At 67.7% G+C, this 12526-nt stretch carries 13 protein-coding genes; 2 read left to right on the top strand and 11 right to left on the bottom strand.

Translation table 11 applies throughout. The features are described 5' to 3' along the window. Positions 1 to 267: 267 nt before the first annotated feature. A complete protein-coding gene (locus tag NOV74_RS13185; protein WP_257313311.1) occupies positions 268 to 1404 on the bottom strand; it encodes a hypothetical protein in 1137 nt (378 codons plus the stop codon). A 53-nt stretch (positions 1405 to 1457) separates the two neighbouring features. Here NOV74_RS13185 and galU point away from each other — a divergent pair, with 53 nt between their 5' ends. Next, on the top strand, positions 1458 to 2330 hold the full coding sequence (gene galU, locus NOV74_RS13180) for a UTP--glucose-1-phosphate uridylyltransferase GalU (protein WP_257313309.1): 873 nt from the start codon (positions 1458 to 1460) through the stop codon (positions 2328 to 2330). Here the strand turns inward: galU and NOV74_RS13175 are convergent. The 4 genes from NOV74_RS13175 to mnmG all read right to left on the bottom strand — a co-directional run bounded on the left by NOV74_RS13175 (position 2327) and on the right by mnmG (position 7135). Further along, complete coding sequence (locus NOV74_RS13175; protein WP_257313307.1) at positions 2327 to 4441, bottom strand: heavy metal translocating P-type ATPase; 2115 nt, start codon at positions 4439 to 4441, stop codon at positions 2327 to 2329. The two genes, galU and NOV74_RS13175, sit on opposite strands and share 4 nt — an antisense overlap. 18 nt (positions 4442 to 4459) lie before the next feature. Further along, positions 4460 to 4666, bottom strand: a complete 207-nt coding sequence (locus NOV74_RS13170; protein WP_257313305.1) for a heavy-metal-associated domain-containing protein — start codon at positions 4664 to 4666, stop codon at positions 4460 to 4462. A gap of 16 nt (positions 4667 to 4682) precedes the next feature. Then, positions 4683 to 5171 carry a MerR family transcriptional regulator gene (locus NOV74_RS13165; protein WP_257313303.1) on the bottom strand — a complete coding sequence of 163 codons (489 nt, stop codon included), beginning with the start codon at positions 5169 to 5171 and terminating at the stop codon, positions 4683 to 4685. 77 nt (positions 5172 to 5248) lie between these two features. Further along, complete coding sequence (gene mnmG / locus NOV74_RS13160) at positions 5249 to 7135, bottom strand: tRNA uridine-5-carboxymethylaminomethyl(34) synthesis enzyme MnmG (RefSeq protein WP_257313301.1); 1887 nt, start codon at positions 7133 to 7135, stop codon at positions 5249 to 5251. Positions 7136 to 7368: 233 nt separating this feature from the next. Here mnmG and pssA point away from each other — a divergent pair, with 233 nt between their 5' ends. Further along, positions 7369 to 8208, top strand: a complete 840-nt coding sequence (gene pssA, locus NOV74_RS13155; RefSeq protein WP_257313299.1) for a CDP-diacylglycerol--serine O-phosphatidyltransferase — start codon at positions 7369 to 7371, stop codon at positions 8206 to 8208. Positions 8209 to 8248: 40 nt separating this feature from the next. Here pssA and NOV74_RS13150 read toward each other — a convergent pair whose 3' ends face one another. From NOV74_RS13150 to NOV74_RS13125, 6 genes are all read right to left on the bottom strand, one after another. Then, the gene (locus NOV74_RS13150) at positions 8249 to 8749 is read right to left on the bottom strand and encodes a type 1 periplasmic-binding domain-containing protein (protein WP_257313297.1); all 501 of its coding nucleotides are present in this window, start codon (positions 8747 to 8749) and stop codon (positions 8249 to 8251) included. A 79-nt stretch (positions 8750 to 8828) separates the two neighbouring features. Next, positions 8829 to 10202 (bottom strand): NupC/NupG family nucleoside CNT transporter, encoded by a 1374-nt coding sequence (locus NOV74_RS13145; protein WP_257313295.1) that lies wholly within the window; start codon positions 10200 to 10202, stop codon positions 8829 to 8831. A 101-nt stretch (positions 10203 to 10303) separates the two neighbouring features. Further along, positions 10304 to 10660, bottom strand: coding sequence for a roadblock/LC7 domain-containing protein (locus tag NOV74_RS13140; protein WP_257313293.1), 357 nt, complete (start codon positions 10658 to 10660; stop codon positions 10304 to 10306). A gap of 78 nt (positions 10661 to 10738) precedes the next feature. Then, a complete protein-coding gene (locus NOV74_RS13135; RefSeq protein WP_257313290.1) occupies positions 10739 to 11113 on the bottom strand; it encodes a DUF2752 domain-containing protein in 375 nt (124 codons plus the stop codon). Continuing rightward, positions 11110 to 11805, bottom strand: coding sequence for a hypothetical protein (locus NOV74_RS13130; protein WP_257313287.1), 696 nt, complete (start codon positions 11803 to 11805; stop codon positions 11110 to 11112). The genes NOV74_RS13135 and NOV74_RS13130 overlap by 4 nt, the downstream gene beginning before the upstream one ends. Further along, positions 11805 to 12497, bottom strand: a complete 693-nt coding sequence (locus NOV74_RS13125; RefSeq protein WP_257313284.1) for a hypothetical protein — start codon at positions 12495 to 12497, stop codon at positions 11805 to 11807. The genes NOV74_RS13130 and NOV74_RS13125 overlap by 1 nt, the downstream gene beginning before the upstream one ends. Between the last annotated feature and the right edge of the window lie 29 nt (positions 12498 to 12526).

Here is a 12526-nt window from a genome sequence, read left to right as displayed (position 1 = left end):
GTTCTGGTCGAAAAATTGTTCTGAATTCTGCGCAGCATCCTTAGACGCCCCACAGAACCCTCAAAGGCTTCCTATCTTCTATCCGGTTTTCAAAGACGCTCACCATGCTTCCACACGGTCCGAGGTCGCCTTCCGGCCCCCTCCAGCACCTCGCAGCCTCAACTGCGCAGGACATTCAGACTAGCAGGGAGGAGCGAGGGTGCAAGCGGAAATTTTAAGGAAGGGGCGCGCCAGCGTTGCATCTGTGGCGAAATCCCCAGGTGGTTCCTAGGAAATCCCCAATTTCAAGAGGGTCCGGCGCTTACCCGATTCCACCGCTGGCTGATCGAAGGGATCCACCTCCAGCGCCATGCCGCACAGTCCCACAACCAGCTGCCAGGTCATGAGGAAGGCCCCCAGCGAGGCCTCGTCCAGGGGGTCCAGATGCCAGTGCACGACGGGGATGCCGGCCTTCTCCAGGGCCTCGCGGGTACCCTCCGCCTCAGCGCGCACGATGTCTTCGCCACCCCAGCGCCCCAGCCCCGGAAACGGGCACTGCGAGGGCGGATCGGAGGGTTCCGCCACGTGGTCATGGCCCACGGTCACCATCACCACGCCGACATTGCGCGGACCGTCCAGCCACCGCTGCAGCTGCGCGTGCTGATCCTGCGGACCGATGGCACGGATGGGCGTAAAGCCCCGCCGACTACCGTCTGCCGCCTGCTTGCCCAGGCTTTCCGCCACCAACTGCACCCACCACGCGCCCACGGTTTCCAAGCGCGTGGCGTAGGGCATCAGCACCCATTGATCCGTGCCCCGCAGAAAGCCCTCGTTGAGTGTGGCCACCATCTCCCAGACGCGGGTACCCCATGGGCCGCTCTGCTGCTCGGTTTGCGCGACCACCTCGCGGGCGGCGGACAGGAAGCGAGCGGTCTCCAAGCCGGCCCAATGCAATGGCAGCGTACCGATGGCCGTGAACGCCGAAAAGCGCCCACCCACCGTTTCCGGGATGGGCAACAGCGTCCACCCCTCGGCCCGCGCCAGCTGAGCGAGCGGATTTTGATCGTCCTGGGTGATGGCGACGGGCGGCTGCTGCCAGTGTCCCCAGCCGGTCTGGGCACGAAGCCGACCGATCCACGTCCAGAGCTCCAGCGTGCGTCCGCTCTTGGAGGCAAACACCAGCTGATCTTCCGGCTCCAGCCGCAGGCCATTGCCCTCCGGGGAAGCCAGCGGCTGCCACCGAAGGCGCTGCGACGCGCCAGGAAAGGCCTGGATGAGCGCCTCCGCTGGCAGCATGGAGCCGCCGATGCCGCACCAGAGCAGGCGGCCGGGTGCCTGGGACGGCGGCAGAGCCACGTCCTCAGCGCTGCGCCATCCCGACATCGGATGTCCAACCATCCGTTGCCACAAGTCACGTGATTCCATGCTGCCTTCTCCTTTTCCAGCCATCTTAGGCCATCATGGCCTCCGGAGCCGCCATGAAGACCCTTCGGAAAGCTGTCATTCCAGTCGCAGGCCTGGGCACCCGCTTCTTACCTGCCACCAAGGCCCAGCCCAAGGAGATGCTGCCCCTCGTGGACACGCCCGTCATCCAGTACGTGGTGGAGGAGGCCATTCGCGCCGGAATCGAGAGCATCGTGCTGGTGACTGGGCGCGGCAAGGGCGCCATCGAGAATCACTTCGACGTTGCCTACGAGCTGGAGGACACCCTGCGGCGGCGCGGCAAGCAGGAGGACCTCGACTTGGTGCGTGACATCACCCACCTCGCGCAATTCGCCTACGTTCGCCAGGGCGAGCCCCTGGGCCTCGGCCACGCCGTACTCTGCGCCCGCCATGCGGTGGGCGACGAGCCCTTCGCCCTGCTCCTTGGCGACGATGTCTTCGATGAGCGTGATTCGGCCCTGGAGTCCCTCATCACCGCCTATCAGGCCACCGGGAAGTCGGTCGTCGGGGTCCAAGAGGTTCCGGAGGAACATGTCTCCCGCTACGGCATCGTCAGCGGGTCCTCCGGCTCCGGCACCGCCTGGGATGTGACAGCGATTGTCGAGAAGCCTCGTCCCGAAGACGCACCCAGCCGCTGGGCCGTCGTAGGGCGCTACGTCCTGGAACCCCCTGTGTTCGAGCATCTCGCGGCCCTCCAACCCGGGGTCGGCGGCGAGTACCAGCTCACGGATGCCCTGGCGATCCTGGCCCGTGAGGGCCGCCTCGTGGCAGCCCCCATTCCAGCCCGGCGCTACGATACCGGCAACAAGCTCGACTACCTCAAGGCCAATGTCGAGTTCGCGCTCAAACGCGAGGACCTGCGCAGTGATTTCGCCGCCTACCTGAAGGACCTGGTTAAGGGGTTCTAGCGCCGCAGTCGCAGGGCGTTCAGCACCACGGTCAGCGAGCTCAGGCCCATGGCCAGTCCGGCGAGCATGGGTCCGCCGAAGCGCTCCAGCTGGCCGAAGGCGGCCAGGGGCACCAGCACCAGGTTGTAGCCGAAAGCCCAGCCCAGGTTCTGGCGGATCACGCGATGCGTCCGCAGGGCGAGACGGCGCGCGGCGAGGATGGGTTCCAGCCCCGGCCGCAAAAGTACGAGAGGAGCCGCCGCCATGGCCGCGCCCGTGCCCTGCTCGCCGGCCCCCGAGCCCATGGCGATGCCGCAGTCCGCCTGGGCCAGGGCCGGGGCATCGTTCACGCCGTCGCCCACGAAGCCGACCACGGCGCCCTGGGTCTGGAGGTCCTGGATGCGTGTGAGCTTGTCCTCGGGGCGCAGGCCCGCGGCCACCGAGTCGATGCCTACCGCCGCCGCCATCCGGGCCGCGGGTTCGGCCCGATCCCCCGTAAACAGGTGCAGGCGAAGCCCCTGGCCTCTGAGTTGGCCGGCCACCGCGGCGCTTTCGGCCCGCAGACGGTCGCCCAGTACGAATACGCCTTGCAACCCGGAGGCGTCTGCCAAGCCCACGGCGATCCCATCCTCGTCCACCTCCGGAAACGTCACTCCCAGGAAGGCGGCGCTGCCCAGGCGCCAGGAAGCGCCCTCAATCTCGCCACTGACGCCTCCGCCGGGATGGGCGCGGAAGGCCGCCACCGGTTTCAGGGCGCCTCCATGGGCCGTCACGAGCCCGCGGCCGATGGGGTGCTCCGAATCCCGTTCCAGGCTCGCGGCAAGTCCCAGCAATTCCGACTCGGCGCGCCCCGAAGTCGTCAGGATCTTTCTCAGCCTGGGCCGCCCCTCCGTGATCGTTCCGGTCTTGTCGAAAGCTAGATCCGTGGCCTGGCCGAGGGCCTCGAGGGCGGCCGCATCGCGCACCAGCACGCCCTTCCGGGCGGCGGAACCCAGGCCCACCATCACGGCCACCGGTGTGGCGAGACCGAGGGCGCAGGGGCAGGCGATCACCAGAAGGGTCACGGCCGGGCGCCATGCCGAAGCAAGAGTCCCCGTGGCCAGCCACCAGCCCGCCAGGGTCAGCAGGGCGAGCACCAGGATGGCCGGCACGAAGACCGCGCTGATGCGATCCGCGAGATCCTGGGCGGGGGCCTTGGAGCCCTGGGCCTGGGCCACCAGCTGGGCCATGCGGGCCAGCTGGGTCTGGGCGCCGACGGCCTGGATCTCCATCTCCAATGCGGAGCCGTGAACCACCGTACCAGCCACCAGGCCTTCGCCCGGCCCCTTGGGGACGGGGAGCGGCTCCCCCGTAAGCATGGCTTCGTCCACTTCCGCCTGGCCCGCAGTCACACAGCCGTCCGCGGGCACCGCATGACCCGGCAGCACGCGGACGCGATCACCGGGGCGCAGGTCGGCCACCGGAACCTCCACCACGGAGCCATCTACCGCCAATCGGAGGGCCGTGGGAGGCGCCAGGGCCAGCAGCTCCTTCAGGGCGTCCGTAGCCTTGGATTTGGCGCGACTCTCGAGATACTTGCCCGTGAGCAGGAAAGCCACCAGTGCGGCGGCCGTCTCGAAGCTGAGGTGATGAACGCCGTTCAGCCATTCGATGACGGCGAAGGTCCAGGCGGTGCCGGAACCCAGGGCGATCAGGGTGTCCATGGACGCCTGGCCGCGCCGGGCCTGGCGCGCCGCACGGCGGAAGAAGCCCCCGCCGGCCCAGAAGACCACTGGAGCGGACAGCAGGGCCTGCAGCCAACCCGATAGATGGATGGCCAGGCCGGGCACCATCGCGAGCAGCAGGGGGGCCGTGAGCACCAGGGCCACGATCATCCGGTTCCGGGCCGGGGCCGGATCGTCCTCGCCCTGCGCCACCGTCTGGTCGGGCTGGGGCCGGCCCAGACCGTACCCCGCCTCCTCGACCTGAGCCGCCAGTGCCTCGAACTTGGCTTCACCCTCCACCGTGACCGTGGCCGTGGCCAGGTTCACGGTGGCGGCCCGGACACCGGGCGTGGAGGTCAGGGCCTTCTCGACATGGCGCACGCAGGATGCGCAAGTCATGCCTGTGACCGTGTAGGTCTCGGTGCTCATGGCAGTCCTGGCCTCGGCCTAGGCCGGCTCCGTCATCTGGTAGCCCGCTTCGGCCACTGTGGCGGCCAGGCTTTCATAGCTCGCGGTGCCGGTCACCACGGCTGTGCCGCTGGCCAGATCCACGGTCACGTCGGTCACGCCGGGCGTATTTCGGATGGCTTTGTCGACGTGGCGCACACAGCCGCCGCAGGTCATGCCGGTCACTCGGTACGTCTTGGTAGTCATGGGATCTCCAGGGGGCTCAGGCCCGCAGTTCCGTCAGCGCTGGCAGGCGCTCGGCCTCGGCGAGCAGGGTCTCCATCAGGTTGCAGCCTAGGTCACTGCTCTGACCATCGGGCGTACCCAATGTGATGCGGAGGATTTCCACCAGCAGCTTGATCTCGGCGAGCTTGCTCTCCAGGACTCGCAGCTTGCCGCCCAGGGCATCGCGCACATGGGCACAGGGGGCGCTGTCCTGGCGCAGGGCCCGCAGCAGTTCCTGCACTTCGTCCAGGGTGAACCCTGCGGCCTGGGAGGCCTTCAGGATCCGCACCCACTGGATGGCCTGGGGCGGGAAGAGGCGGTAGCCCTTGGGTGACCGAGGCAGGTCGCCGAAAACACCGGCATCCGCGTAGAAGCGAAGGTTCCGGGCGGTCAGGCCCGAACGAGCGGCGAGCTGGCCGATCTTCAGCAGGCGGGAAGCGGCGGGTGCAGGGGCCGGGGTGGGGAAGAGGTGAACGACAGTCGACATGGGGAACCTCCCGAAGGCGAACCCCCTTACTTTAAGCCTCCAGTTACATGGAGACTCAAGGATAAAAGCACAAAAAACTATATTCCTGTAAACCGATTTACATGCAGGTGCAGGAGCGTCACGGCCGCCGGGGTGACTCCGGGGATCCGGCTGGCCTGCCCCAAGGTTTCCGGTCGATGTAACGCCAGTTTTTCCAATACTTCCTTGGAGAGTCCATGCAGATGCTCGATGCGGAAATCGGCCGGGATCCGCACATGATCCCAGGCCCGGTGGCCCTCCAGCAGGCGGGCCTCCCGTTCCCGATAGGGGGCGTACCGCAGCTCAAAGAGCAGCAGGTCCCGCTCCCAGGCAGGATTCCACCCGACCTGGGGGGGACCAGCCCACCCTTCCAGGAGGTCCAGGCACGCATCAGCCTGGGCCGGACCCATCTGCTGACGCCGCAACAGGTCCGACAAGGCCAGGCCCGCCTCCAGCCGCAGGCCGGCGGCTGCCGCGATGGGCCCGAAGGGGCTGGTCTGGGTCACCCAGGCAGCGTCACATTGGGCTCGCAGGTGCTCCCGGCGCTGAATCTTGGCCTCCACCAGGGCCAGTTCCCCAGACTCCAAGGCCCCCACCTCCCGGGCTACGGCGAGGAGCCGGGCGTCGGCCACGTCGCAGGCCAAGGCCAGCCGATGCTCCGCCCGCGCCGTGAGCATGCGGTAGGGCTCGTCCGTGCCCTTGGTGACGAGGTCGTCGATCATGACGCCCAGGTAGGCCTGGTCCCGGCCAAGGACGACGGGAGCCTGCTCCCGCAGCCAGCGCACGGCGTTGATCCCCGCCAGCAGGCCCTGGCCCGCGGCCTCCTCGTAGCCTGTGGTGCCGTTGATCTGGCCCGCGAACCACACGCCTTCCAGGGCTTCCACCGACAGGTCCTGCCGCAGCTGCAGGGGATCAAAGCTGTCGTACTCGATGGCATAGCCGGGGCGCAGGATTTCGGCGGCCTCGAAGCCCGGGAGGCTCCGCACCATGCGGAGCTGCACCTCCGGCGGCATGGACGTGGACAGGCCCGCCAGGTAGATCTCCTCGGTCTCCAGGCTCTCTGGCTCCACGAAGATCTGGTGCCGTCCCTTGTCCGGAAACTTCACGAACTTGTCCTCGATGGAGGGACAGTATCGGGGGCCGACACCCTCGATGTGCCCCCCGTAGAGGCTCGACTTGGGCAGATTCTCGCGCACGATGGCCTCGGTCTCCGCAGTCGTGTGGACGATGTGGCAGGGCACCTGGGGCTGGGGGATCCCGTGACTGAAGAAGCTGAAGGGCCGGGGCGGATCGTCGCCGGGCTGGACTTCGAGCCGGCTGAAATCAATGGAGGCCCGGGCCAACCGGGGGCTCGTGCCGGTCTTAAGGCGGCGGCTCCGCAGCCCCAGGGCCTTCAATTGCTCCGCCAGGTGGGTGCTGGCGGGTTCGCCGGCCCGGCCCGCCTCCAGGCGGCGTTCGCCGATGAGGATGCGCCCGTTGAGGAAGGTGCCGCTGGTGACCACCACGGCCTCGCAGGACAGCACGGAGCCATCCAGCAGCTCCACCCCCCGCAGGGCCCGGGTGCCTTCCGTCCAGAGGATCGCGGTGGCCATGCCCTGCCGCAGTTTCAGGTTCGGCAGGTGCTCCAGGAGCTGCCGGGCGGCACTGCGGTACTTCACCTTGTCCGCCTGGGCCCGGGGGCCACGCACGGCCACGCCCCGGCTTTCGTTGAGGATGCGGAAATGGATGCCCGTGGCGTCGATGAGGCGGCCCATGGCCCCACCCAGTGCGTCCAGCTCCCGCACCATGTGTCCCTTGCCCACGCCGCCGATGCTGGGGTTGCAGCTCATCTGGCCGATCTGGTCGAGGTTCATGGTGAGCAGTGTGGTTGCCATGCCCATGCGGGCCGCGATGTGCGCCGCCTCGATCCCGGCGTGCCCGCCACCAATGACCACCACCTGCTTCATCGGATCACCCCTGGATCTGGCCCCGTCCAGAGGATCGAGGCCTCCCTCCTATCGCAGGCGACATCGAGTCGCCAGCTCCCGCGTTCCGCTTCGCGGAGCCGCGGAGTCGGGACAATCCCGGCGTGCCCGCCACCAATGACCACCACCTGCTTCAAGCCAGCCTCCGAAGGTTGTCAGGATACCCTCCCCAATCAGCGCCTCCCGGCCCTGCGTGGATGTGTGAAAATGGAACGATGCGACCCCGTTTGAGTCCAGAGGAACGCCGCGACCGCCGGAAGCGGGCCATGCGCCGCTCCATGTTCGTGCTGCCCTCGAGCATCACCATGGCCTCCATTTTCTGCGGCTTCTCCAGCGTGGTCATGTCCATCAACGCGGCCGGGGCGACCCCCGAGCGCTTCTTCCTCTGGGCGGCGGGCCTGCTGGTCCTGGCGGGAGTCTTCGATGGGCTTGACGGCCGCGTGGCCAGGGCCACGAACACGGCCACGGAGTTCGGTGTTCAACTGGACAGCTTGGCGGACGTGATCAGCTTTGGCATGGCCCCCGCCATCCTCGCCTACCGCTACGGCTTCTTCCAGCTGGGGATCCACGACCCCAACCTGCGGGCCGTCGGCTGGGCCGCCTGCTTCGTCTTCACGGCCTGCGGTGCGCTCCGTCTGGCGCGCTTCAACGTGCAGGTGGGTTCGACCGATCCACGCTACTTCATGGGCCTACCCATCCCGGCCGGCGCCGCCTGCGTGGCCTCCGTCATCATCTGGCACCCGACTCCCCCTGCCACCGCCACCCAGGCCTACGCCTTCGCCGGGGAGCTGTTCCTGGTGGGCCTCCTGATGGTGTCCGCCCTCCGCTTCCCCAGCTTCAAGAAGCGCGCCGGGAGCCCCCGGGCCGCCATGGTCACCAGCCTCGGCATCGTGCTGCTTTTCGCTCTGATGATCTTGCTCCGGCAGCGCTTTTTCATCGGCTTCTTCGCCGCTTATCTGGCCCTGAGCCTCGCCTTGAATCTGGCCTGGAGGGCCGGTTGGCGTGGCCTGGAGCCGCCCCGGGACGGGGTACACGATCCGGAGATGGTCCACTGACGAAGGACGCCACCCGTCAATACCCTTGACCCTTGGACTGTCAGAAGGCTAGGGCCCCCGCCGGGACTGCCACGCCAGCCACGGCTGCAACCTTGGCGTTGGCCATCAACCGGCCGCCAGTCCCGGTGCCGATGGCCAGGGCCGCACCCTGTTTCACACCAGCCTCGGTGGTGGCTGCCGTCGGAATCTTCAGAACCGCCATGCGCTGGATGATGAAGCTGGCGGCGGCAGAGCCATCCCCCGCTACGTGGTCACCGGCGAGAAGCACCACCGCATCGGGCTTTCGGCCTGACAGGGCCGCGACGGCCTTGCCCATGTCCTGGGGACCTCTCACATCCACCACCAGCACCCTGAAATTATCCGCGGCCGAGGTCAGCGCCGAGAGGGACCTCTTGCTGCTGTTCGCGTCGCAAACCACGGCCAGGGTCTTCACCTGAGGCCAAGCCTTGGTCATCGCGTTCAGCAAGGCATCATAATCCCCCGCCGCAAGCGTCATCGATACGAGCGCCGGAACAAACACCAGGGAGCGAACACGAACCATCAGACATTACCTCCAACATCCCTTATTATCGGCCGGAGTTCGGGATGCTGGAAAATTTGATTGTTATGAAGGGTTTTTTCTAACTCAGAATGCCCGCGATGCAGGCGCTAAGGAAGTTAGCCAAGGTGCCCGCCAGCATGGCCCGCAGGCCCAACCGGGCCAGGTCCCCCCGGCGTTCGGGCACCAGGGCCCCGATGCCGCCCACCTGGATGGCGATGCTGCTGAAGTTGGCGAAGCCGCAGAGGGCGAAGGTGGAGATCAGCCGCGCCTTGGTGGACAGGTTGGTCATGGCGCCCAGGTCCAGGAAGGCCACGAATTCGTTCACCACCATGCGCTTACCCAGCAGGGAGCCCACCTGGCCCGCTTCGATCCAGGGCACGCCCATCAGGTAGGCGAAGGGCTTGAACACCGCGCCCAGCACCAGCTCCAGGCTGAAACCCGGGTGGATGGCCTGCATCAGGCCGTTGATCAGGTAGATGAGGGCGATGAAGGCGATGAGCATCACGGCGACATTGAAGGCCAGCTGGCCACCTTCGAATGCGCCCCTGGCGGCGGCATCCAGCACGTTCGCGTCGTGGGTGGGGATGTCCACCTTCACTTCGCCGGCCGTTTCAGGGGCTTCGGTCTCGGGCTCCAGCATCTTGGCCATCATCACCGCGCCAGGGGCCGTCATGATCACGGCCGTGAGCAGGTGCACGATGTCCACGTGGGCCACCTGCACGTAAGCCACCATGATGCTGCCGGACACGTGCGCCATGCCGGCCGTCATGATCAGCATCAGCTCGCTGCGGGTCATGCGCGCCAGGAAGGGGCGGATGGTCAACGGCGCCTCGGTCTGGCCCATGAGGATGCTGGCGGCCACGCTCACGCTCTCGGCACCCGAGACTTTGAGGAAGCGGCCCATGGCCCGGGCCGCGGCGCTCACCACCCACTGCATGATGCCGATGTAGTAGAGCACCGCGAAAATGGAGGCCACGAAGATGATGGTGGGCAGCACGGCGAAGGCGAACACCATGCCCACCTTGCTTCCGGGACCGTCGGAGAGCGAGCCGAACACGAAGCTGGCGCCGGCGTGGGCGTAGGCCATGAGGTGTTCCACCACGATGCGCATCTGGTCGAAGGAGGAACCCACCAGGTTCCCCCGCAACAGCCCCAGGACGATGACCCCGAAGAGGGCCCAATTGAGGCTCTTGTTCTCGTAGGACGCGAAGCGGCGGAGCAGCATGGGCGTGAACATCAGGAGCAGCACCACCCAGCCCGTGCCCTTCGGGAACGGCAGGAAGGCAAGCAGGGTCGAGATGGCGGCGCCCTTCAGGACGACCAGCGCGAAGATCCACTGAAGGGCCAGGCCCCAGGCGATGGTGCGCCAGTGGATGGCGCTCCGCTTGTGCGACAACGCGTACGCAATGGCCATGAAGGCCACGATCCCGGCCAATCCGATGAAGCGTTCCATCGAGTGCTCCTAGGCCAGGTTGGTGGGTTCATCCCAACCACCTGGCGGGGGCCCGGGGGGACATCGCGAGCGCAGCGAGCAGGCGGTCCCCTCGGACAGCATTAGAGTTCCTGGTTCAGGGCCTCGACGGCCTTCTCCATGTAGAAGCGGGCTCGGCCCAGCAGGCCCTCCCGCTGCATCACCAGGACCAGCGTGCACTGCTCCTTGGCGCCCATCATGAGGATCCAGTGCTGGTCCGTGGCGAAGGCCACCTGCTTCACTTCGCCGCGATCAAACTCCTCCACCGCCTGCTGAAGGTGCCGCTTCACCACGTGCTGGTAAGCCCCCAGCAGCTGCAGCCCCTCGTTGGAGACCTGGATGGTGCGGGAGCAGATGGGGTCCCCATCACGATCATTGAAGGTCGCGGCCAGGGCCTCGGGCACCTGTTCGATCAGCCGATCCAGGAGTTGCTGGAACATGGTGGGACTCCGGTGATGCGTGCTGACAGCATGACCGGAGTGGAGGTCCATGGCAAAACCCGGGTCCCGCCCCGTCGGCTAGATCCCCCGCACCACCTGGACCGCCCAGACCCCCGCGAGCAGGAGCCAGGCCCCGACGCGGAAAGCCCGTGACTCAGGCAGGGCTGGATAGGGATAGCCGCGCCAGGCGCGACGCAGATCCCAGAGGACGGCGATCGGCGCCGCCGCGGCCAGGAGCGCCAGGGCGGGGTACCAGTGGAGGGCCTCGCGCCAATGCCCCTGGCCCAGGGCGAGGACGCTCCGGGTGAGCCCGCAGGTGGCGCAGGCGACACCCGTGATCCGCTTGAAGACACAGCCTGGCAGGAAGCCCGCGAAGGGGGCCAGGAAGCCGGCCAACCGGACGCCAAGACCGAGGGCCATGCCGCCGAGGGCGATCCAGGGCACCCGTCTCACGGGGCTGTCCGCAAGAGCAGCAGCAGCATCACCCCCAAGCCCAGGGCGCAGGTGCCCAACAGGATCGCGTGGACCACTGTGGCGGCCACCCCCCGCCAGGGCTCGCACCCATGTCGGGCCGCCAGGGCGAAGCCGCGGAAGAGCCACAGGTAGCCGTCCAGGAGCATCAGCGGGATCGATAGCACCGGGCCCAGGCCGGGCACGAAACCCAGCAGGCCGACCAGGGTTCCCAGGGCCGCGATGCGCAGGGCCTCGGCTTCGGCCACCAGGGTGGTCCGGAAGCCCCGCTTCCCTTTCAGGCCGCCCAGCAGCCAGAGGCCGGTGTGGTCCCACACCGCGTGATGGATCCAGGTTCCCAACACGCCGAGGGGCACGATCAGCAGGAGCCAGAGCCCGATCCGGCCGAAGGCGGGTGGAGCCGGCAGGGTTCGGAACAGCTCCCACAGCACCTCGGGGTCGGCGCCCGAGAACCGCTCCAGCCAGTCCGGCGGCCCGCCCTGCCGGAGCCGCCCATAGGCCTGGAGAGCTCCCCAGACCGTCAGTGCGGCGTTGGCCAGGGCCAGAGGCACCCAGACCGCCAGCATCCGGACCAGGGCCCGACCCAGGGGCGGCGGCGCGTCCTTGAAGGCGCCCAGGGGCCGGAGCAGCGCGCGTATCGGCTCCCGGATCGGGGCTGGCAGGAGCGCCCGCATCACTTCCTCAGGAACAGCGCCTCGAAGTCATGGAGGGCGATGGCGTCACCGTCCCGCTTGAGGGGGGCATGGAAGTCTCGGGGGCTCAGGTCCGCGAATTCGCCGAAGGTGGCCACATTCCCGTTGATGTAGGCGATGAACTCATCCTGCCGGTGCTTGATGTACCCCCGGAAGGGCCTCGCGATGGCGCCCAGCAGGGCGGAGTCCAGGGCGGTCCAGGTCTGGAGGTGGGTCTCGAAGCCGTTCTTCCCTTCCCAATAGCGGTAGGAGGTCAGCATCTTCGCCCCCACCGCAAAAGGAGTCTTCAGGCGGCCCTTCTCGGCCACCCCCTCCACGATGTAAACCCGGTGCCCCGGCCGCTGATACACAAGGCGGAGCGTGCCCTTCAGCCCGTGGGCGTCGTCGATGCTCCAGGCCCCGTCGGGATGAATGAAGGCGTAGAAGGCCGGCACGAACTGGCAGTGCCGCCACATGGCCGAAGCGAGCCGGGGGTGGTCGAAGAGCTTCTCCATGGTGGCCAGGCGGACGTGCTTCGGCTGGGTCTGGGTCTCGAAGACGAAATCGGCCCGGGAGACGATGTCCAAGGCCTCAGCCCGCGCCGCCGGGGGGAGCTGGTCCACGAAGGCCGGGGGTTGGGCCGGAGATTGGGCCTGGGCGAGGACGGCCAGGAGGGCGAGGAGCACAGCGCGCATACCCAAGACGCTAGCACCGACCGGGTGGA

The sequence above is a fragment of the Geothrix fuzhouensis genome, from assembly GCF_024609325.1.
Classification (GTDB): Bacteria; Acidobacteriota; Holophagae; order Holophagales; family Holophagaceae; genus Geothrix; species Geothrix fuzhouensis.
Note: the sequence above shows the minus strand (reverse complement) of the source record. Positions and strands in the feature narration are given on the sequence as shown.

Excerpts from the sequence above, each read along its gene's own strand:
- NOV74_RS13185 (WP_257313311.1), bottom strand. The coding sequence starts at position 1,404 with ATGGAATCACGTGACTTGTGGCAACGGATGGTTGGACATCCGATGTCG.
- galU (WP_257313309.1), top strand. The coding sequence starts at position 1,458 with ATGAAGACCCTTCGGAAAGCTGTCATTCCAGTCGCAGGCCTGGGCACC.
- NOV74_RS13175 (WP_257313307.1), bottom strand. The coding sequence starts at position 4,441 with ATGAGCACCGAGACCTACACGGTCACAGGCATGACTTGCGCATCCTGC.
- NOV74_RS13170 (WP_257313305.1), bottom strand. The coding sequence starts at position 4,666 with ATGACTACCAAGACGTACCGAGTGACCGGCATGACCTGCGGCGGCTGT.
- NOV74_RS13165 (WP_257313303.1), bottom strand. The coding sequence starts at position 5,171 with ATGTCGACTGTCGTTCACCTCTTCCCCACCCCGGCCCCTGCACCCGCC.
- mnmG (WP_257313301.1), bottom strand. The coding sequence starts at position 7,135 with ATGAAGCAGGTGGTGGTCATTGGTGGCGGGCACGCCGGGATCGAGGCG.
- pssA (WP_257313299.1), top strand. The coding sequence starts at position 7,369 with ATGCGACCCCGTTTGAGTCCAGAGGAACGCCGCGACCGCCGGAAGCGG.
- NOV74_RS13150 (WP_257313297.1), bottom strand. The coding sequence starts at position 8,749 with ATGGTTCGTGTTCGCTCCCTGGTGTTTGTTCCGGCGCTCGTATCGATG.
- NOV74_RS13145 (WP_257313295.1), bottom strand. The coding sequence starts at position 10,202 with ATGGAACGCTTCATCGGATTGGCCGGGATCGTGGCCTTCATGGCCATT.
- NOV74_RS13140 (WP_257313293.1), bottom strand. The coding sequence starts at position 10,660 with ATGTTCCAGCAACTCCTGGATCGGCTGATCGAACAGGTGCCCGAGGCC.
- NOV74_RS13130 (WP_257313287.1), bottom strand. The coding sequence starts at position 11,805 with ATGCGGGCGCTCCTGCCAGCCCCGATCCGGGAGCCGATACGCGCGCTG.
- NOV74_RS13125 (WP_257313284.1), bottom strand. The coding sequence starts at position 12,497 with ATGCGCGCTGTGCTCCTCGCCCTCCTGGCCGTCCTCGCCCAGGCCCAA.